Origin of the sequence: Legionella maceachernii, from assembly GCF_900167045.1 — a bacterium.
In the GTDB taxonomy this organism is placed as follows: Bacteria; Pseudomonadota; Gammaproteobacteria; order Legionellales; family Legionellaceae; genus Tatlockia; species Tatlockia maceachernii.
The window spans coordinates 26,578-46,468 of the sequence record NZ_FUXJ01000003.1 but is presented as its reverse complement, the minus strand read 5'-3'; the positions used below and the strand labels follow the sequence as shown (position 1 = coordinate 46,468).

Below are 19,891 nucleotides of genomic sequence, written 5' to 3'. Positions count from 1 at the left end.
ACATTTATTTGTCGACAGCCCCTAGAAATCTTAATCTTTTTCGTCTTTTTTCACTAGAGTTAATGACGGCTTGCCGCGCCTTGTAGAGGCTGCACTTGCTGGCTTAGGAGGAGGGGGAGGTTCATTACTGTACTCTTCACCAAACTCCATTCCGCGGCCATTTTCTTTTGCATAAATGGCAAGCACAGCAGCGGGAATAACAAAAATTTGTACACTTTGTCCTGAAAACCGCGCAGTAAAAACGATTCTATCGTTTTCAAGATGTAGGCCTCGACAAGCTTTGGGCGAAATATTGAGTACTATACGACCACCATTCACATGTTCTCTCGGCACTTGAACATTAGGATAGTCAGCGTTGACTAGAATGTAAGGCGTTAAATCATTGTCTACTATCCAATCATAAATTGCTCGAATCAGATATGGCTTGTTGGAAGTCATAGTAGTCATCATTAGGCCGCTCTTAGTTGTCTCTCAACATCCGATAAACTCGCTTGAAAAGAATCACGTTTAAATAATCGCTGCATGTAAGCATTTAAGCCCTTTAATTTCGCCGGTATCTCTATTCCTAGCTGGGGTAATCGCCACAATAAAGGAGCAAGCGCACAATCCAATAAAGAAAATTCATCGCTTAGGAAATAAGCCTTATCAGCAAAAACAGGCTCAAGACTAGTTAAGCTGTCTAATAAATATTGACGAGATTGCTCAATCTCGATATCCCCTTTTATGCGTTGCAAAAGGTAATACCAATCCTGCTCTATACGAAACATCATTTTACGCGCTTCGGCACGAGCAACAGGATAAACAGGTAAAAGAGGAGGATGAGGAAATCGCTCATCTAAATATTCCATAATGATTCGTGCTTCATACAACACGAGCTCTCGATCAAGCAGTGTAGGAACCGATCCATAGGGATTAATTGTATACAAATCTTCGGGAGCTTCACCTTGCTTAGCATGAAGGATTTCAACATTGACTCCCTTCTCTGCTAAAACTATACGCACTTGATGACTGTAAACATCATCATTGTCAGAATACAAAGACATAATTGTACGCTTTGTTACAATGGCCATCGCGACTCCTCTGAAAATGTAAGTGCTCAAATCCGACCATTCGAGTAAACATTCATAAGGGGGATTTGAGCTTTTACCTAACCCATACTTTGCAGTATGTCAAAAGGCACTATTCTATCACAATTTTTTATTGGAATGAGGTGAGAATTTAAATTTATTAAACCTTTTTCCAGTAACTTCTTTTGAGCAAGTAAGCCACAACCAAAAAAATAAGCAAAAAGATAATCACTTTAATGCCAATACTATAACGGACTAGTTTCGCCGGCTCAGCGACATAAACAAGAAAAGTCACTAAATCTTCAAGCATTTCATCAAATTGCTGCGGACTCATTTCTCCTTTTTGCTTAAGCACTAATCGCGGTATTTGCCAAGAACTCTCTGTCCTGGCAATCACCTCTCCTTCAAGAGGAGCCAAAATATTAGGCATTGCTGTATCTAGAACAAGTAAATTATTCGTACCAAAAGGACGGGCGCTGTCTGCATAAAAGCTTTTTAAGTACGTGTAAATCCAGGCAGCTCCGCGTTCTCGAGCAGTTAAGGACAAATCGGGAGGAACAAGTCCGAACCATTGTCGTGCATCAGCAACAGGCATACTGACTTGAATAGGATCCTGCACTTTTGCATGAGTAAACACCAAGTTGTTAATGAGTAAACGGGTATCCAACTGGCCATTAAATGTGACTAAACCCAAATCCTTACCCATACGACTATAACGTAAATACTGTAATGAATGACAACCAGAGCAATAATTCATGAAAATTTTTGCACCACGCTGAAGTTTTGTTTGATCATGAACATCTATTTTTACTGGTAACAGCGCTACCGCACTTTGAGTCATTTGCAGCGCTAAAAGCGCAAAACAACCAATTAGGTATTTAATGTATTTACTCACCCTTTAATCCTCTTGGGTGGAAATCGAGAGGTTTCATAACGACTGTAAACCGGCATCAATAAGAAATAAGCAAAATAAACTGCTGTACAAACCCGTGCCAAATATTGATTTAAAGGAGTTACATTAACCGTACCTAAATACCCTAAAATAAAGAAACAGATGACAAATACACCTAAAGCAAATCTTGAGTAACATCCTTTATACCGCATCGATCGCACCGGGCTTTTATCTAGCCACGGCATGAATAATAAAATTAAAATTGCGCCGCCCACGGCAATAACACCCATTAATTTATCGGGAATGGCGCGCAAAATGGAATAAAAGGGTGTCATATACCACACGGGAGCAATATGCTCTGGAGTGACTAAAGGATTAGCAGGAGCAAAATTCTCTCGCTCTAAAAAATACCCGCCCATCTCCGGGAAAAAAAAGACAATAGCAAAAAAAAGAATTAAAAAGCCGAGAATACCGACGAAATCCTTTACCGAAAAATAGGGATGCAGCGGAATTCCATCCAAAGGTTTACCTCGTGAATCAAGTGCTGCCTTAATTTCGATTCCTTCAGGGTTATTAGAACCCACTTTATGTAGCGCAATGAGATGTAAGAAAACCAAAAATAACAATAAAAGAGGGACGCCAATCACATGGAGAGCAAAAAAGCGCTGTAACGTTGCATTTGCGACATTGTAATCGCCCCTAAGCCAAGTGACTAAGTGATCACCAATATAAGGAATCGCACTTAATAGAGAAGTAATAACTTGGGCCCCCCAATAGGACATTTGCCCCCAGGGAAGTAAATAACCCAAAAAAGCCTCCGCCATTAATAGAACGAATAATGCCATCCCTAACAGCCATATCAATTCTCTCGGCTTCTGGTAAGAACCATATAATAAGGCTTTAAACAAGTGCAGATAGATCACAATAAAAAAAGCCGATGCTCCTGTAGAATGCATATAACGCAGTAGCCACCCATAATTAACATCTCGCATGATGTATTCAATGGAGCTAAACGCTTGCTGTGCGGTAGGCACATAAAACATAGTCAACCATAATCCTGTCATGAGCTGCATAGCCAGAATAAGCAAGGCTAAGGAACCAAATAAATAAAAGAAATTAAGGTTTTTAGGCACATAATAATCACTGAAATGTTCTTTCCAAGTGCACAAAAGAGGGAAGCGTTCGTCCAACCAATTCACTACTTTTTTCATACTAAGTTACTCATGTTCTTGATCTTGACCAATCACGATGACATTCTCGCTGATAAATTGATAAGGCGGTACTTCCAAATTGATAGGTGCTGGAACACCTTTAAATACTCGTCCTGCAAGATCAAAGGTTGAGCCATGACAAGGGCAATAAAAACCGCCGGGCCAATGAGAGCCTAATTCATTTTTAGTGGGAGTATATTTCGGAGAACAACCCAAATGAGTACAAATACCGACGAGCACCAAATATTCTGGATTAATTGAACGGTATTGATTTTTTGCATAACTAGGCTGTTGTTCAACCAATGACTCTGGATCACGCAATTGAGCATCATGTCCATTGATCTGTGCCAACATTTCCTTGGTCCGCCGGATTATCCACACAGGCTTGCCTCGCCACTCCACAGTCACTTGCTGCCCAGGTTCGAGCTTGCTGAGATCGACCGTCACAGGCGCTCCAGCCGCTTGGGCTTTAGCACTCGGTAACCAAGAAGAAATGAAAGGAGTTAAAGCGCAAGCAGCCCCAATTCCACCTAGGACACCTGTTGTAGCGAGTAAAAATCGGCGTCTTTGCTCATCTATCGTGTCATTATCGGAGTCTTCGCGATGACAATTATTTTTAGTAATAGATCACCTCCCATACCACTGCCATTAAGTTAATGGCACAGCTCGTTTACCTACGCCGCGCAGCTTGTCTACGGGATCCAGCGATGGTGAGAGGTTCTTGGATCGCACGGACAAGCCGCGAGACGTAGCGATAGCGTCCGATTCCTTAACTTAATGACAATACCCCATACTAAAGGGTATAAAAAACCCCGCTTGATGCGGGGTAGATAATGACAATTAACGCTTGGAGTACTGGGTTGCACGTCGTGCTTTGTGCAAACCGACTTTCTTTCTTTCTACGCGACGAGAATCACGAGTCAACAGTCCACGTGCACGTAATTTTCTTCGGAAAGAATTAGGGTTGGGTTCTGCATCTTCAGCCAAATCATGCTCATCATAAGCAACAAGGGCACGAGCGATGCCAAGGCGCACGGCACCGGCTTGCCCGGAGATTCCGCCACCCACAACAGTGGCATAAATATCAAATTTGCCGATTACGTCAACTGTTTCAAGAGGTTGACGAACAATCATGCAAGAAGTTTCGCGACCGAAGTAATCTTCCAAGGCGCGATTATTGACTTTGATTTCGCCCTTACCAGGACGCAAAAAGACCCTAGCCGTTGAACTTTTTCTACGACCAGTACCATAGTATTGCTGTCTATCAGCCATAATACTTATTCCTCAATCTCAAGTTGCTTAGGTTGCTGTGCAGCATGTGGATGCTCATTACCGATATAAACCTTAAGCTTACGATACATTTCTCGACCCAAAGGATTTTTGGGAAGCATACCTTTTACCGCTAGCTCAATAATACGCGCAGGATTTTTTGCCTGTAATTTATCGAAAGAAGTCGATTTAATACCACCAGGAAATCCAGAATGATGATAGTACATCTTCTCTTTAAATTTTCGGCCGGTTACAGTTACCTTTTCTGCATTAGTTACAATAATATAATCACCAGTGTCAACGTGTGGGGTGTACTCTGCTTTGTGCTTGCCGCGCAGACGACGGGCAATCTCGGTAGCAAGACGACCTAAAACCTTATCACTCGCATCGATCACGTACCAGTCACGTTTGACTTCGTGTGCCTTGGCGCTAAATGTTTTCATTAAATTAACTCCGTACCGCCTTTATTGGTAATCTTTCAATCAGACGGGCGATTTTAACTAAAACTAGGATAACCTACAAGTAAAAATGTTATAAATTCTTGCAATATCCGGCTAATTGGGAATTAGCAAGCGTTCTACAGGCTCGCCTGCAATAAGATGGCTGTTTATAATTTCATCAATATCAGCCAGGGTGGCGTAAGTATACCATACTCCTTCGGGATAGATCACGATGCAGGGTCCCTCACCACAACGACCCAAACACGCTGTTTTACTCATTCTGATTTTGCCAGGTCCGTGCAGCTCAAGCTCCAGCAATTTCGATTTCATATAATCAAAAAAGGGCTCTCCACCGGAAGTTGCACAGCATTTTTTTCCAGGTATTTTCTGGTTTGTGCACAAAAAGATATGCTTACTATAGTAGGTCAACCGCTTACTTACCCCGCTGTTCTATTTTGGTTTTTAACTTGAGGCCTGGTTTAAAGGTAACAACACGACGGGCTACCACAGGAATTTCCTCACCTGTCTTAGGGTTTCTCCCTGGGCGTTGAGCTTTATCACGTAAAGTGAAGTTACCAAACCCTGACAATTTGACGTTTTCACCACTTTCAAGTGCATGTCTTAATGTCTCGTAAAATTGCTCTACCATCTCTTTAGCATCAGGTTTAGTGAGATTTAGCTCATTACACAAAGCTTCCGCAATCATTGCTTTACTTAGCGCATTCACGATTAGTCCCTCAATATTATAGAAAATTCCTCGTTTAGTTTTTTGATTATAGCACTAATTATTGCATTGATCTCGCTGTCAACCATCGTTCGTTGATTGTCTTGTAAAGTCAGGGCGATCGCTAAACTTTTCTTGCCTGCCGGAATTGATTCACCCGTGTATACATCGAAAACATCGAATGCTTTTAGCTTGTCATCGCTAACCACCTTTCGCACTTGTGATTCGATTTGAGCCGCAGTGATTTCTTCATTAACTAGCATCGATAAATCACGACGTATCTGAGGGAATTTTGAAATGGGCAAATAGCGAATAGGCGTTGCTGCAACTAACTCTTTTATCCGTAATTCAAACAAAATGACCTCATGACTCAGATCCAGCGCGTCAGCTATACGCGGGTGCAATACGCCACACCAGCCAATCTGTTGTCCATCAATAATAATGACCGCTGATTTGCCTGGATGCAGTGCCGAATGATCGGCACTTTCAAAGCTTATGTTTTTGAGGTGAAGCGAAGCAAAAAGCGCCTCTAAATCACCCTTTAGATCATAGAAATCAAATTTTCTAGCCTTTTCACTCCAATTCAACGCGCCATATTCACCGGCTAATATACCAGCTACACACGGATGCTCTTGTAATGAATCCCCTTGCCCTTCAAAAATCACCCCATTCTCAAAGAATTTGATCGCTGTTTGTTGCCGATGCACATTATACACCATAGAAGCAAGCAATCCGGGCCATAGGCTGACTCGCATCTGTGAAAGTTCGGAAGAAATGGGATTAAGTAGTTGAAAAACTTCTGCATGAGGGAAAAGTGTTTGTTGTAACTCAGGGTCAACGAAACTATAGCTAATCGTTTCATGGTACCCTCTGGCTGTGAATATACGGGCAATTTGCGCAGACAGCGCTTCTAGGGGATTAATTGTCCCAGCTTGGACTTCAGTGGTTATTTTTTCTCCAAGCATTTTATCATAGCCATACAAACGGATGATTTCTTCTACTAAATCCGCCTCGAGACTAATGTCAAAACGATGGGATGGGACATCGACTTTCCATAAGGTCGACTCTTTATTTACCGTCATCCCTAGCCCCTGGAGCATGTTCAGCATCTCTTCTTCAGCGATGCTCATGCCGGTAATTCGTTTTACTTTTTCCGGGTTAAACAGCACATTCACCTTTGCCGGTAAAGCTTGAGGCTCAGAAGCTAAAGTAATAGGGCCTGCCTGGCCTCCGACAATATCCAATAAAAGCGCTGTGGCACGCTCTAATGCCAAAACTTGTAAATTGGGATCAACCCCACGTTCAAAACGCTGCGAAGAATCACTGCTGAGACCGAATCCTCGGGCGACGCCAGCAATTGTTAATGGGTTAAAATAGGCACTTTCTAAGAAAATATCTTGAGTCTCTTCCTTCACAGAACTTGCTTGCCCACCCATAACCCCAGCCATGGCTAAAGGTTTTTCGCTATCGGCAATCACCAAGACATTATTATTTAGCTTCACTTGCTGACCGTCTAACAGTTCAAGCGTTTCATTGTCGTTACCAAAACGAGCAATGATATCCCCTTTAATGGTTTGTAAGTCAAAAGCGTGCATCGGTTGCCCCAGCTCGAGCATGACATAATTCGTCACATCGACTACCGGATGAATAGCGCGTAACCCTGCACGACGCAATCGCTCGCTCATCCAGCTTGGCGTTCGGGCTTGAAAGTTGATACCACGAATTATTCGCCCAGCATATTTTGGACAGGCTTCTTTTGCATGTAGTTGAATCGCTAATGTTTCGTCCGTGGTGGGTTGACTAATGTGTTGCGGAATGGCTTTGCGTGGCAATCGGGTTAGCGCTGACACTTCGCGCGCGATACCCAAAACACTAAAACAATCGGCTCGGTTAGGGGTTAAATCAATATCAAACACATGATCATCAAGCGTGAGGTATGTCCGTAAATTAGTTCCTATGGGTGCATCATCCTCCAACTCCATAATTCCGTCTGAAGTATCGGTTAAGCCAAGTTCAGTAGTAGAGCAAAGCATCCCTTGAGACAGTTCTCCCCGTAGCGTTGTCTCCTTAATCACTAAACCACCGGGAAGGTTTGCGCCAATCTGGGCAAGCGCTACTTTTAATCCGGTTCGAACATTTGCAGCACCACAAACTACTTTTAATGGATTTCCATTACCGGTATTCACTTCGCATAAAGTTAATTTATCCGCTTGCGGGTGAGGTTTTGTGTTCGTTACCTGTGCGACAATGACCCGATCAAAGGCACCGGCAACAGGAGTCACTGCATCAACCTCTAAACCAGCCATGGTTAAGAGCGACGCAAGTTGCTGCTCATTTAAAGAAGGATTTACCCACTCGCGTAACCACAATTCACTCACTTTCATAAAAAATCCGCCTAATATCGACTTGGCTTGTTACCTTTTTCTATTTTGGCCAAAATTCGGCCACGCCTTCTAGAACTGCCTTAAAAAAGTTAAATCGTTCTCGAACATCATTCGCAAATCATCAATACCAAAATACAACATTGCTAATCTATCCATACCCATACCAAATGCCCAGCCTTGGTACTCTTCCGGTGAAATGTTGACTGCCGTCAGTACATTGGGGTGTACCATACCGCAACCCAACACCTCTAGCCATCCGGTGAATTTGCAAGAGCGACAGCCTTTGCCGGCACACTGGGTGCACTCAATATCCACTTCAGCCGAGGGTTCAGTAAAGGGAAAATAAGAAGGTCTAAACCGCAATGCGAGTTCGCGGCCAAAGAAATGCGCAAAGAAATCTTGTAATACACCTTTTAATCCAGCAAGCGTCGCCTGTTTATCAATTAACAATCCTTCCACCTGATGAAACATGGGAGTATGAGTTAAATCCGAGTCACAACGATAGACCCGCCCTGGAGCAATTAATCGCATGGGGGGCTTTCGCTTTTCCATGGTGCGTATTTGTACCGGTGAAGTGTGTGTACGTAATAACCGTCCATCACCAAAGTAGAAGGTATCATGCATTGCCCGAGCAGGATGGTGCCCAGGAATATTAAGGGCTTCGAAATTATAAAATTCCGTTTCAACTTCAGGCCCTTCAACAATATCAAAGCCCAAACGGCTGAAATAATCGTTGACGCGTTGTTTTACTTGGGTGACTGGATGTAGAGAACCCGATTTGTGATTGCGTCCGGGAAGTGACACATCGATCCGTTCGGCCGATAATTTTTTTTGCAGCTGCATCTCTTTGAGATACGCCATTTTTTCTTCAATTAATTTACTGATATCAATCTTTGCTTGATTGACTAATTGCCCTACTTTGGGTCTTTCTTCTGTAGATAAGCCTGCTAATCCTTTAAGAATCTCGGTCAAATGGCCTTTTTTTCCTAAATATTCGACACGGATAGTCTCCAAGGCTGTAACGTCTTGTGCTTGAGAAATCGCATCAGCAGCTTTTTGCCGTAGCAGGATAATATCTTGCATGATTAAACCCACATGTAAAAAAGGAGGCTATAGCCTCCCTTAGTAAATTATACAGATAGAAACCAGGTATTGTTATCAATTCTACTAACTTGTTCCTTAGGCCACAAGTTAGCGAATTGGCAACAAACTCTTAGGGTAAATGCCTCGGCCGTTCCAGTAGACATAAATAGAGGGCCTGAGCTATCCCTTTTAACCGAGCGCCGCTTTAGCCTTTTCAGCCACTGCAGCGAACGCCTGTTTATCATATACGGCCATATCAGCCAATATTTTGCGATCTAATTCAATTCCTGCTTTCTTTAAACCATCGATTAGACGGCTATAAGACATTCCACATTCACGAGCTTGTGCATTAATTCGAGTAATCCACAATGCACGAAATTGGCGTCTTCTTTGACGTCGATCACGGTAGGCGTATTGACCCGCTTTAATCACAGCCTGCTTGGCAACACGGTAAGTCCGGCTACGGGCACCGTAATAACCTTTGGCTTGATCTAAAATTTTCTTATGACGCGCTTTAGCAGTCACACCACGTTTAACTCTTGGCATCTCTCAATCCTCCCCTTAACTACCGTGTAACATGCGTTTGGCCAAACGCGCATCACACTCTTTCAAAGCACCTGAAGAAACACGCAAATGACGTTTTTGCTTCGGTGATTTTTTAGTGAGGATATGGTTTCTGTAAGCACCGCGGCGCTTAACTCGACCACTTGCCGTTTTTCGGAAGCGTTTTGCCGCTCCACTATGTGTTTTCAATTTAGGCATAACATTTTACTCCGCATTCACATTACTGCTAATTATGATGTAGCGCTTTCAATCCATTTGTGGATCAGAATGAATCCATCAAATCAAGATATTCAACAACTACTATTGCTTTTTCTTCGGCGCTAAAACCATCAACAATTGACGACCTTCACGTTTTGCATGCTGTTCAATAACTGCGTGTTCGGCAGTATCGCGCTGCAAGCGCTCCATGATTTTCATACCAATTTCCTGATGAGCCATCTCTCTACCGCGAAACCGCAGAGTGATTTTCACCTTGTCGCCATGATTTAGGAAACGGATCAGGTTGCGTAGCTTGACCTGATAATCTCCATCTTCCGTCGTTGGACGGAATTTCAGTTCTTTGACTTGAATCTGCTTCTGCTTTTTCTTTGCTTCAGCTTGTTTTTTACTCAACTCAAAGAGAAATTTACCATAATCCATGATGCGGCACACAGGGGGCTTTGCCGTGGGGGAAATCTCCACCAAATCAAAACCGCCTTCTTCTGCTGCACGCAGGGCTTCTCGCGTTGATACAATTCCCACCTGATTGCCATCGACATCAATTAAGCGTACCTCAGGTACATTGATCTGTTCATTAATACGCGCGCGATCGCCGTCACGCTTACTTGATGCACTAATAGTTCATTCCTCCAAGTAGTTTGGGATCTCTTTCTATTTCTACTATCTCGCCAAATTGTTTATATTTTGGCTCAAACTAGCGAAATGTAAAACAGTCCTAGTCATTTTTAACACGACCTTTTGCTGCAATTTCTTTATCCAAGACATCGCAAATTGTATCAACACTCATCACACCTAGATCATTACCTTCACGAGTTCGTACTGCAACAGCGTTTTTTTCGACCTCTTTGTCACCAATAACGAGCAAATAAGGGACTTTTTGCAAGGTGTGCTCGCGGATTTTAAAGCCAATCTTCTCATTTCTCAAGTCAAAATTTGCACGAATCCCTTGTTTCTGCAAAATATTAGTCACTTTTTGCGCAAAATCATGCTGCTTATCACTAATTGTGAGCACCGAAACCTGCAATGGGGCTAACCAAAGTGGCAGTCTCCCTGCGTAATGCTCAATTAAAATTCCCATGAAACGTTCGAGAGAACCTAAAATAGCACGATGCAACATCACTGGAGTCTGTTTGGATCCATCTTCAGCGACGTATTGCGCCCCTAAGCGCTCAGGCATGGAAAAATCAACTTGGATTGTACCACATTGCCAAATACGGCCTAAGCAATCTGCTAAAGAGCACTCAATTTTAGGCCCATAAAATGCGCCCTCTCCCGGAGCATCTATCCACTTAATACTATGGCTGCTCATTGCTTCTTTTAATGCATTTTCAGCTTTTTCCCAAACAGCATCGCTCCCCACTCGTTTTTCTGGGCGTAATGCTAATCGATACTTTATTTCTGTGAAACCAAAATCAGCATACACTGATTTTACCAGCTCCAACATCATTGCCACTTCGGATTGAATTTGCTCTTCAGTACAAAAAATGTGTGCATCATCTTGAACCATATTGCGTACACGCATCAAACCGTGTAGAGCGCCAGAGGGTTCGCAGCGATGGCAATTTCCAAATTCGGCAAGACGCATTGGCAAATCGCGGTAACTTCTTAATCCTTGATTGTAAATTTGCACATGGCAAGGGCAATTCATTGGTTTGACCGCATATTGGCGATTCTCTGTTTCTGTAACAAACATCTCCTCGCGGAAGTTTTCCCAGTGCCCTGACTTTTCCCACAAAACTTTATCGACAAGTTGGGGGGTTCTGATTTCTTGGTATCCGAAATCAACTAAACGATCTCGCATGTATTGCTCAAGCAATTTATAAACAGTCCACCCTTTTGGGTGCCAAAATACCATACCCGGTGCAATGTCTTGAAAATGAAAGAAATCCAGAGCCTTTCCCAGCTTGCGATGATCGCGTTTTTCTGCCTCTTCTAAGCGATGCAAATAATCCGCAAGCGCTTTCTTATCTGCCCATGCAGTCCCATAAATCCGCTGCAACATTTCATTGCGCGCATCACCGCGCCAATAAGCTCCTGCGACTTTAGTTAATTTAAATGCTTTTAAGCGACCCGTGGAGGGCACGTGAGGACCACGACAAAGATCTTCAAAATCCCCTTGCTTATAAAGCGATATCACTTCGCCAGCAGGAATATCAGCAATAATTTTAGCTTTGTACTCCTCTCCCAAACTGCGAAAATACTCAACGGCTTCATCGCGAGGCAGCTCTCGACGCGTAATTGGGAAATCAGCCTTCGCCAATTCCTGCATTTTTTCTTCGATGCGCTCCAAATCCTCGGGTGTAAATGGTCTGCCAAAAGCGAAATCATAATAGAACCCATCTTCGATGACTGGGCCAATAGTAACCTGCGCGTTAGGAAATAAACTTTTAACCGCTTGTGCCAATAAATGCGCAGTAGAATGCCGAATCACTTCCAAACTGTCTTTTTCTTGTTTCTCAGTAATAATCACTAATTCACAATCGTGAGAGAGGGTATAGCTTGTATCAACCAGTTGCCCATTGACACGGCCTGCGAGAGCTGCTTTAGCCAAGCTAGGACTTATGCTTTGAGCCACATCATGGATAGTGATGGGGTGCTCAAAATGTTTGACGTTTCCGTCGGGTAGTTTAATATTTGGCATCTGTTATCCCTCCATTCCCCCAAGCATGCATCAATATTAATGATTGTATGGGAAAAAAAAACCCTGCGCAGCAGGGTTATTTGGTAGGCACGAGTGGGATCGAACCACCGACCACCACCATGTCAAGGTGGTGCTCTACCACTGAGCTACGTGCCTATTATTCGTTCTACCATGTGAAATGGCGTTGATTATATAGAAGCCGGGATCACAAAGCAATAACTACCTAGGCAAGATACACGTTGAATAGTGCTCTCACCTATCCACGCGTCATTAATTATTAAAAGAGAGGCCTGAATGGATGTTCAATCGATTCAAGCCACAAATTTACGAGGTTAACTGCTAAGGTTAAACCACTTTCTTTCCTTAGTTGGACTATCTGTAAGACAATGTTCCATCGGCCCTACAGTGTTTAGACTCTAGTTTGAAACTACTCCTTAGCTTCATGAGCAGTATGACATAGCCATTTCTTAATTGCAACAGTTAATTTCTAAAAGAAACTATAAATTTCGTTTAATCTTCATTTATTTGCAGGAATTAAAACACTTTGTTACCATTTGGTTACTTTATCATTCGAATCTCTGCATGGAAAAAGTTGACTTAACAAAACAGTTTGCTTATCGCTTACGTGATGCAATGATTGCGGCTGGATACAATTCACAGCGATCAACATCCGGTGTTTGCATTCATAAATTAGCTGAAATTACGGGTTATTCGGTTCAAATATGTCGGAAATACCTTCGTGGAGAAGCAATTCCTGAACCGGTTAAGCTCGTTGAAATCGCTGCGAAACTGAATGTTTCAGCGGGGTGGTTGTTATTTGGTGACAGCCATACCGACATTGCCCCATCTGAAAATAAAGTGACGATAACGAAGAATTTACTCCTCTATATTCTCACTCGTGCTGCAAATCTATATAATACCCCTCACTTAGGAAAAGAAACTCCTGGTTTTCTTCTTGATTTAATCAATGATGTAAGTCAAATCAATGCCAGTGAAGAGCAATCCAAAAAAATTATCGACTTAGCTTTATCTTCCATAAAGCACTTTAGTCATTAACATGGAGCCTGTTTGAGAGTCACTCATGGAAACTAATTGCATAGAAGCAACACCTCACCCGCAATTGCTGGAAGCTCTTTTCGCCTTCCGCTCCAAAGTATCAAATGTGTTCAGAGATGTGCTGGGCATTCATGAAATTAGTCATATTGCTATTGCCCGAATTGATGAACAACATCAGATACTCAGCTTTTCCTCTACTCCTGCTTTGGAGTTTAACTTATTTAGCAGTAGTCTTTGGCGTTATGACAAGTCGTATCAAGCAGACTGGTTTCGCGCTTGCGGCCAAGCCAATTGGCAATCCTTATACACTCCAGAGCGATATGACGAACTTTATTATTTAAAGCAAATCAAACATCGTTACCCCATTGCTTACTCTTTAGCTGCAAAGTTTGGAAATCATTTTTTCGTTTATTCTTTAGCAAGTAACCGTGCCTGCAATCACACGCGTGACGTGTTTGCTAGTCAACACGAGGACTTTTACAAAATAGGCCAATATTGTTCCAATATGCTAAGCGAACTCTTTCGGGTATACGACTACTTGCCCAAATCACAGGTTGAATATGAAACATCAAACTAAAATCATTTGGGGTGGCTTCATGGGGAACGTTGTTGAAGCTTATGACGTCTCAATCTGCTATTTTCTATCCGCTGAGCTTTCGCGGGTATTAATAGGCGATAATCAAGGTACTCCAACGGTTATCCTGTCACTCATTTTCCTCGCCTATTTAGCCAAACCTGTCGGTGCTTTCATTTTAGGGTTATTGTCTGATCTTTATGGACGGAAAAACGTATTAATGGGCTCTATTCTCATTATGGGTTTATCCACAGTGCTCATTGGTTTAATCCCGAAATACCAGCAAATCGGTTTTTTTGCTGCCGGACTCTTACTTCTGTTTCGCATAATCCAGAGCATGGCCTTAGGGTCTGAATTTTTAAACTCAGCCTCTTTTTTAGTGGAAAGTGGCGATAGTGAGCAGCGAGGCTTTCGCGGATGCTGGCCATCCGTCGGAGTAAAAGCAGGATATCTTCTTGCTTCCATTGTTGTCGAAATGACTCACTCGCTCAATAATACTTCCACGCAAAGTTGGTTATGGCGAATACCTTTCTTGCTCGCCTTATTTACTACACTTATTGGTTTTTATATCCGCTATCGGATGCCTGAGAGTTTAGCTTACATCATGTACTATGCTGGACGTACAAAACCAACGACTCGAGTCATTTATAATCAATCACTCGATTTCGTTAAAAGAAATCCTTTCATGTTTAACTACGCTTTTTTTGCCAGTTTCCTGTCCGTTGCTACAGGGTTTTTCTACTATCTTTATATTCCTTTGCATGCCACTCAATACTCACATGTCCCGCGAACTTTCATTGTGATGTCCACGACATTTTCGCTCGCTTTTGTCACTGTCCTTATTCCCTTTTTTGGGTGGTTCTCAGATAAGCAAGACCGCCTAAAAATGTTAGCGTGGGCAACCGCTGGACTTCTGTTTCTTTCTTATCCATTCATGTATGCCATTAATTATGGCAACACAAGTCATATCCTTCTGATGCAAATGCTGATCTCTGTCCCTTGTGCCTGCTACTACAGCGTCTCCTCTGTGTTACTCACCGAATTGTTTCCCTTACAAATTCGCTGTACTGCACTTTCTATTGTTTTTTCAGTAGCAGCCAGCCTCGCATCCGGATTGCCCCCTCTCTTATCTGATTATTTAGCTCGCAAAACTCAGCTTCCCAATTCACCGTGTTTTATTATGATGAGTCTTGCATGCATTGTGCTAATGAATGTAAGCATTTTAACAAAACGCTATCGGCTGCAAAAAAATCACTACAAGATTGATTCGCTCTATGAAGAAGAGCCCGAACTTACTCTTCATTATCAGAAGACTGTTGCGGATTAATGCTTTGAAATGGAGAACGATAGGTGGAATAGGAAATAAAACTATTGCGATCCTGACTTGATTTCTCTTGTTCAGGATCGCTATTTGGTTTTTTATACAGTGACCGTTTCTTTATGGAATTCAGGAAGATTTAGCTGGGATTCGCTGTGGCGATCAAGAATATGGCAAGAATTTTGGCGCTTTACAGGATCTTTTTCCTTAGCACATTGCTCTTGAAACATGTCTATTGTTCTATTAGGAGGGACATTGGCGGCAAATGATAATACTGGAATAAACAAACCCATTACTAGTGCTAATGTTTTCATTCAATACCCTTATGTTAAGTTAGGACTTAAACATCTAAAAAACCCTATTCATAGTTTTTTTAAATGCGCTTGACTACTACTTTCCATCAGTGTAGAGAGCTCAAATTGGGTATTTTTACCACTGACATCCTGCATTTATAACCCAGCAGATGCGTACGACCTCTCTAACAACTGGCGCATTATAACACAGTAATGCGTTTTTCTCAATGTTAAGCTGAGTTATGTCCAGAAAACGGGGCATTTAAATTGCAGTTAAATGTGACCTCGACCACTTGCGGGAGAGATCGAGGCGAAGCGCGGGTGAGAGCCGAACTTGAAAAATGAGGTGATTTTGTTGTGCAGAAATAGGCCAAATCCTTAACTCTGAATCGAATAAAGAAGTTTAAATTACACAATAAGCCCATTCCATGGACCGAGTTTAGAGAGAGCTTTGGCTTGAGTAAGTATTACTGACCATAGGCTCCTGTAAATAGAAATTGGATCCTCTAGGTCTATCTAATCTCTGTAAGAAACCATATCGATTTGGAAGTGTGTTTGGGCTATTTACCAGGCTCCTATATTGTTGGAATATCGTAAAATATTCACCAGAAACCTTCTTAAACTGCTCTGTCAGAGTTCTTTGCACTGAGGCATCCGTCAGCAATTGCTTTAGCAATGCAGAGGAATGAGAATGTACAGCGTTCAATACATTTTGAAATGCATCAACGGTAAATAAACGCGCTTTCAAGGGATCTTGATGCCCTTCTTGCAGGCCGATCACTTCATTTAAAAAAGTCCCAATCAGATTAAATACTTTTCCACGCTGGTCTTTCCAATTTTTTTTTAGCACTCGATTTTCACTTAAAAGCCCTTGTACCCACTCTTGTTCATTAGAGTCCAGAGCCTTCATCAATAAAATCAGGTGCTTAGACAAGCTGTAATTCAACTTGTTATGCCGAAACATCGCTGAATAATGCTTAAAAGGACGCTGCTTTTCAACAGCATTTAAGAGCTCGAGGTAAATAACCTCTCGGTTGTAGGTATAATAATCAGGATGTGCCATTATTAATGCATCTTCATCTTTGTATATTTCCTGAATATCAAACAATAAATCGTCATCAGTAAGCATGTACGCTATCTTTTCAGGATAGTCTGAATTGAGCCGTAAACCTCTCCCCGCCATTTGTGAATGGTTTTCCACACCAACACCATTGTTTTTTGCAAACAGGCCCCAGACTACATCTTTATCATCGTACCCTGTACCTAACATATCCACTACGACTAGAATGGCAGGTGTTTCCAGGCTTTTTTTGCGGAACAGCTCTATCCATTTTTTATAATCTTTAACCTGCGAATGAATCGCTTGCGCAAGTTGTTCACCTGCCTCCTCGTTAATTGCAGAGGTCAGATCATTTGCCTCTTCTATACTGCTGGTGTATATAATTCCTTTATAACAGGCTAAAGGTTTACCCATGGGGTGTCGATGATGCCTAATCAGTACCGCTATTTTGTTATGCTTTTTTTCGTTCTTTTCCAGATTCAATGAATAGGATAAACGGTCTATAATCAAAGGTGCTGTGCGCAAAGCTGCCCGTGAATCAGCGCGATTAAATTCGTACAAGGGTACAATATCAGGGCCAGGAGTCGCTGAAAATCCAAGCGTAGAAACACCGCTATCCATCAAAATGCGGGCTTTATGCTTATAAAGATGAAACTCATCCAACATGATAAGCAACGGTGCGCGATGGTTTGCCAAATTTTTCTCAGCAGTCGCTAACATTTTTGAGTAACTGGCTTCACAAAAAATATAAACACTCGCTTCACTTCTAAAAATTGTATTTAGTGTAATCAGGCCAGCGGCGACTCCATTCTCTTTACTATGCACCGGAACAATATTTTCCTTCTTAATTGCCCCTGACTCCTCTAATGTGTCCAGCGTTTGCACAAATTCTTGGTAGAATTGATTAACCAGTTGAACAGTGGGTACCACAATATGAATGACAGCGTTCGGATTTCTTTTTATTAGAAAATTAGCGAATACAATTTGCACCCGCGTTTTACCACTTCCGGTAGCCATTTTTAGTACACCATGCGACTGATTACATCGACTAATCATTTTTATAGCGGCGAGTTGATGAGGATAAAGGGAATCAGAAACTGGCTTTTCCTGCAAATAAGTATCTACAACCTCAGCAGGCGCTAATGCACTAATTTGACACCCCACCCAATTGGTGCGCAAAAAATTGTCATTAATCGGTATTGGCTTTGCACTTTTTTTTGGCTTTTTCGCATTTTTCTCCAACAATTCTGGCTCTAGATTATTGAATGATTCTGAAGGAGCAATTTGATTATTAGCCTGCACAATACTCCGAAAATCTCTGGTTACCAGCTCGCGACGTTTCTTAGACATTAAATTAAAGCTACGTTTAATTTCGTTATGTAAATGCATCAAACTTTCTTTCATTAATTGAACATATTCTTCTCTAATTCCCTGGGGCACAAACTCATCTGTAGTAATCGTCAGAATATCCTCTATCAACCCACGCGTGTAGGCTTTAGCTGCATTCTGGTTTTGTTTCATCCGCTTTAAGCTAATTGACTCCATCGGGGGTAAGTAAACTAGTTTTTTCATTAAATGCCCTGTTTCCTGCTTTGAATTTGCAGCATACAGCGCGAAATCTATAATCATCTGAAAGTAGAAATCCTGCATACAGTAACCAGAATATTTGGCTGGATACCCTAAGATAAAAACATCGTCCGCAGTTTCTAAATGCAATAGCTGAGTCAATTGTTGAAAATCGAGGTTGAACAATTTATAACAATAGTCAGGCTCTACGTAGTAATGGGGCTTATAAGAAAAGGTTTGCATCCCGCACAATACGGCTTTCTCCTTGTCTCGATCAGCTTTCAAGACATCAGTTATCTCAGCCCAGGTGGATAATGCAGGATAATTAGGCGTGGACTGAATTAACTCAAGATTGTCATCGAGATAAACACAATGCTTAAGCTGCCAATGAAAGGAAAGAATAAAGGCAGCAAGCCGGCGTGCCTGGATGTCTTCAATTTGGTAGCTACCGTGGGTGCTCGACTCTAAAGAATCTATGATTAGAAACTCAACTGCGTCTGTATAATTTAGATTGCTAAACGACTTGTATTCTCCAGCACTAACCACCAGCAGTAGTCTTTGCTTATCGCCAAGCGCCGCGGGGTGGGGTAACATTGCATTTTCTTTTCGGCCTGCAAAAATAAATGTAACCGTTTCATCACTTGCAGGATGCTCCCTTTTCATTGTGGAAAGTCTAAAGGTCGATTGCCCAATGGATAAACTGATTAGCCTGCGAGCCCCCATAGTATTTTCCGATAGCTCACAAGATTCCAATGTCTTAAAGTCAAACACCTGAGAGTAATTATTGCGATGGGTATGGAATAACCTAATAGGCGCAGGCGGCAAACGTTCATACTTAGCCGAATATTTCGCGCTAAATAGTGCATTTTTCTGCCAAGGCTTTTTAAACTCTTTCGTCGTCCTGCTCGTTTCTTCTCCAGAATTCTGAGATCCTGTCGAGGACCCGGCCTGTTCCTCAGTATTAATTGAGCCAAATGCAAGATTATCTGTTTCCATAGGTGTGGGTGTTAAGCTTAAACCTGAGGTTTCTGGTAACACTTGCTCATCACTTGCTTCAATACGGATTGGATTGGAAGAAAAATCCTTGCTTACCAAGCTTTCTTTTGGGGTTGGTTCAGAAGATGTTTCTTCTTCGGCAATCTCAGCGACTTGCACGAACTCTGCTACATGCTCCTCTGACTGGGACTCCCATGCATCCAGATCGTTTAAGGCTGCATCGTTTTTATTTTGTTGCCAATAAACCAAACTTCTTTGGTGCAGAATAAAACCGTCTTGCGGACTATTATCGAAGGCCTTATTGAGATCAACAAGAGCATTATCCAAATCGCCCATTTGTCGATAGACTGCCCCCCGTCTTGCTAAAGCAAACACATCATTCGGCTGTAGAGCTAACGCGGCATTTAAATCCGTTAAGGCATTATCGAATTGGTTCGATTGTCGATAAACCTCTCCCCGTCTTGCTAAAGCAAATACATCATTCGGCTGTAGAGCTAACGCGGCATTAAAATCCGTTAAGGCATCGAATGGGTT

At 42.2% G+C, this 19,891-nt stretch carries 20 protein-coding genes and 1 tRNA gene; 3 read left to right on the top strand and 18 right to left on the bottom strand.

Going from position 1 to position 19,891, the window contains the following annotated elements:
• Positions 1–30: 30 nt before the first annotated feature.
• The 16 genes from B5D33_RS01910 to B5D33_RS01835 all read right to left on the bottom strand — a co-directional run bounded on the left by B5D33_RS01910 (position 31) and on the right by B5D33_RS01835 (position 12,650).
• A complete protein-coding gene (locus tag B5D33_RS01910; RefSeq protein ID WP_058452778.1) occupies positions 31–447 on the bottom strand; it encodes a ClpXP protease specificity-enhancing factor in 417 nt (138 codons plus the stop codon).
• A gap of 2 nt (positions 448–449) precedes the next feature.
• The gene (locus tag B5D33_RS01905) at positions 450–1,070 is read right to left on the bottom strand and encodes a glutathione S-transferase N-terminal domain-containing protein (protein WP_058452653.1); all 621 of its coding nucleotides are present in this window, start codon (positions 1,068–1,070) and stop codon (positions 450–452) included.
• A 157-nt stretch (positions 1,071–1,227) separates the two neighbouring features.
• Complete coding sequence (locus tag B5D33_RS01900) at positions 1,228–1,908, bottom strand: cytochrome c1 (RefSeq protein ID WP_058452777.1); 681 nt, start codon at positions 1,906–1,908, stop codon at positions 1,228–1,230.
• 50 nt (positions 1,909–1,958) lie between these two features.
• Positions 1,959–3,170, bottom strand: coding sequence for a cytochrome b (locus tag B5D33_RS01895; RefSeq protein WP_058452652.1), 1,212 nt, complete (start codon positions 3,168–3,170; stop codon positions 1,959–1,961).
• A gap of 6 nt (positions 3,171–3,176) precedes the next feature.
• On the bottom strand, positions 3,177–3,794 hold the full coding sequence (gene petA / locus B5D33_RS01890; protein ID WP_058452651.1) for a ubiquinol-cytochrome c reductase iron-sulfur subunit: 618 nt from the start codon (positions 3,792–3,794) through the stop codon (positions 3,177–3,179).
• A gap of 216 nt (positions 3,795–4,010) precedes the next feature.
• Entirely contained in the window at positions 4,011–4,442 is a 432-nt protein-coding gene (rpsI, locus tag B5D33_RS01885) for a 30S ribosomal protein S9 (protein ID WP_045100193.1), read from the bottom strand.
• A gap of 5 nt (positions 4,443–4,447) precedes the next feature.
• Positions 4,448–4,882 (bottom strand): 50S ribosomal protein L13, encoded by a 435-nt coding sequence (gene rplM / locus B5D33_RS01880; protein ID WP_058452650.1) that lies wholly within the window; start codon positions 4,880–4,882, stop codon positions 4,448–4,450.
• Between the two features lie 111 nt (positions 4,883–4,993).
• Positions 4,994–5,308 carry a (2Fe-2S) ferredoxin domain-containing protein gene (locus B5D33_RS01875; RefSeq protein ID WP_058452649.1) on the bottom strand — a complete coding sequence of 105 codons (315 nt, stop codon included), beginning with the start codon at positions 5,306–5,308 and terminating at the stop codon, positions 4,994–4,996.
• Between the two features lie 4 nt (positions 5,309–5,312).
• Positions 5,313–5,606, bottom strand: coding sequence for an integration host factor subunit alpha (locus B5D33_RS01870; RefSeq protein ID WP_058452648.1), 294 nt, complete (start codon positions 5,604–5,606; stop codon positions 5,313–5,315).
• A gap of 2 nt (positions 5,607–5,608) precedes the next feature.
• The gene (pheT, locus tag B5D33_RS01865; protein WP_058452647.1) at positions 5,609–7,987 is read right to left on the bottom strand and encodes a phenylalanine--tRNA ligase subunit beta; all 2,379 of its coding nucleotides are present in this window, start codon (positions 7,985–7,987) and stop codon (positions 5,609–5,611) included.
• A 69-nt stretch (positions 7,988–8,056) separates the two neighbouring features.
• Positions 8,057–9,070, bottom strand: coding sequence for a phenylalanine--tRNA ligase subunit alpha (gene pheS / locus B5D33_RS01860; RefSeq protein WP_058452646.1), 1,014 nt, complete (start codon positions 9,068–9,070; stop codon positions 8,057–8,059).
• 189 nt (positions 9,071–9,259) lie between these two features.
• A complete protein-coding gene (gene rplT / locus B5D33_RS01855; RefSeq protein ID WP_058452645.1) occupies positions 9,260–9,616 on the bottom strand; it encodes a 50S ribosomal protein L20 in 357 nt (118 codons plus the stop codon).
• 15 nt (positions 9,617–9,631) lie between these two features.
• Positions 9,632–9,832 (bottom strand): 50S ribosomal protein L35, encoded by a 201-nt coding sequence (gene rpmI / locus B5D33_RS01850; protein WP_058452644.1) that lies wholly within the window; start codon positions 9,830–9,832, stop codon positions 9,632–9,634.
• 102 nt (positions 9,833–9,934) lie between these two features.
• Entirely contained in the window at positions 9,935–10,471 is a 537-nt protein-coding gene (infC, locus tag B5D33_RS01845) for a translation initiation factor IF-3 (protein ID WP_058452643.1), read from the bottom strand.
• Between the two features lie 97 nt (positions 10,472–10,568).
• Positions 10,569–12,494 (bottom strand): threonine--tRNA ligase, encoded by a 1,926-nt coding sequence (gene thrS / locus B5D33_RS01840; protein ID WP_058452642.1) that lies wholly within the window; start codon positions 12,492–12,494, stop codon positions 10,569–10,571.
• 81 nt (positions 12,495–12,575) lie between these two features.
• A tRNA-Val gene (locus B5D33_RS01835) sits at positions 12,576–12,650 on the bottom strand.
• 426 nt (positions 12,651–13,076) lie between these two features.
• Between B5D33_RS01835 and B5D33_RS01830 the strand changes: the two genes are divergently transcribed.
• Genes B5D33_RS01830 through B5D33_RS01820 form a run of 3 tightly spaced genes read left to right on the top strand, consistent with a single transcriptional unit; the run spans position 13,077 to position 15,451 of the window.
• Entirely contained in the window at positions 13,077–13,550 is a 474-nt protein-coding gene (locus tag B5D33_RS01830) for a helix-turn-helix domain-containing protein (RefSeq protein WP_058452776.1), read from the top strand.
• A gap of 25 nt (positions 13,551–13,575) precedes the next feature.
• On the top strand, positions 13,576–14,127 hold the full coding sequence (locus tag B5D33_RS01825; protein WP_058452641.1) for a hypothetical protein: 552 nt from the start codon (positions 13,576–13,578) through the stop codon (positions 14,125–14,127).
• Positions 14,111–15,451: an MFS transporter gene (locus tag B5D33_RS01820; protein WP_058452640.1), complete on the top strand. Its 1,341-nt coding sequence runs from the start codon at positions 14,111–14,113 to the stop codon at positions 15,449–15,451. The genes B5D33_RS01825 and B5D33_RS01820 overlap by 17 nt, the downstream gene beginning before the upstream one ends.
• Before the next feature lie 92 nt (positions 15,452–15,543).
• On the opposite strand, the gene B5D33_RS01815 is transcribed toward B5D33_RS01820, so the two are convergent.
• Positions 15,544–15,756, bottom strand: coding sequence for a hypothetical protein (locus tag B5D33_RS01815; RefSeq protein ID WP_058452639.1), 213 nt, complete (start codon positions 15,754–15,756; stop codon positions 15,544–15,546).
• A 418-nt stretch (positions 15,757–16,174) separates the two neighbouring features.
• Positions 16,175–19,891: DEAD/DEAH box helicase family protein (locus B5D33_RS01810; RefSeq protein WP_176119737.1), on the bottom strand; the 3,717-nt coding region annotated here is incomplete at its 5' end.

Excerpts from the sequence above, each read along its gene's own strand:
- B5D33_RS01900 (WP_058452777.1), bottom strand. The coding sequence starts at position 1,908 with ATGACTCAAAGTGCGGTAGCGCTGTTACCAGTAAAAATAGATGTTCAT.
- B5D33_RS01815 (WP_058452639.1), bottom strand. The coding sequence starts at position 15,756 with ATGAAAACATTAGCACTAGTAATGGGTTTGTTTATTCCAGTATTATCA.
- rplT (WP_058452645.1), bottom strand. The coding sequence starts at position 9,616 with ATGCCAAGAGTTAAACGTGGTGTGACTGCTAAAGCGCGTCATAAGAAA.
- B5D33_RS01830 (WP_058452776.1), top strand. The coding sequence starts at position 13,077 with ATGGAAAAAGTTGACTTAACAAAACAGTTTGCTTATCGCTTACGTGAT.
- thrS (WP_058452642.1), bottom strand. The coding sequence starts at position 12,494 with ATGCCAAATATTAAACTACCCGACGGAAACGTCAAACATTTTGAGCAC.
- pheS (WP_058452646.1), bottom strand. The coding sequence starts at position 9,070 with ATGCAAGATATTATCCTGCTACGGCAAAAAGCTGCTGATGCGATTTCT.
- B5D33_RS01820 (WP_058452640.1), top strand. The coding sequence starts at position 14,111 with ATGAAACATCAAACTAAAATCATTTGGGGTGGCTTCATGGGGAACGTT.
- B5D33_RS01905 (WP_058452653.1), bottom strand. The coding sequence starts at position 1,070 with ATGGCCATTGTAACAAAGCGTACAATTATGTCTTTGTATTCTGACAAT.
- rpsI (WP_045100193.1), bottom strand. The coding sequence starts at position 4,442 with ATGGCTGATAGACAGCAATACTATGGTACTGGTCGTAGAAAAAGTTCA.
- pheT (WP_058452647.1), bottom strand. The coding sequence starts at position 7,987 with ATGAAAGTGAGTGAATTGTGGTTACGCGAGTGGGTAAATCCTTCTTTA.
- rplM (WP_058452650.1), bottom strand. The coding sequence starts at position 4,882 with ATGAAAACATTTAGCGCCAAGGCACACGAAGTCAAACGTGACTGGTAC.
- B5D33_RS01895 (WP_058452652.1), bottom strand. The coding sequence starts at position 3,170 with ATGAAAAAAGTAGTGAATTGGTTGGACGAACGCTTCCCTCTTTTGTGC.
- B5D33_RS01825 (WP_058452641.1), top strand. The coding sequence starts at position 13,576 with ATGGAAACTAATTGCATAGAAGCAACACCTCACCCGCAATTGCTGGAA.
- B5D33_RS01910 (WP_058452778.1), bottom strand. The coding sequence starts at position 447 with ATGACTACTATGACTTCCAACAAGCCATATCTGATTCGAGCAATTTAT.
- rpmI (WP_058452644.1), bottom strand. The coding sequence starts at position 9,832 with ATGCCTAAATTGAAAACACATAGTGGAGCGGCAAAACGCTTCCGAAAA.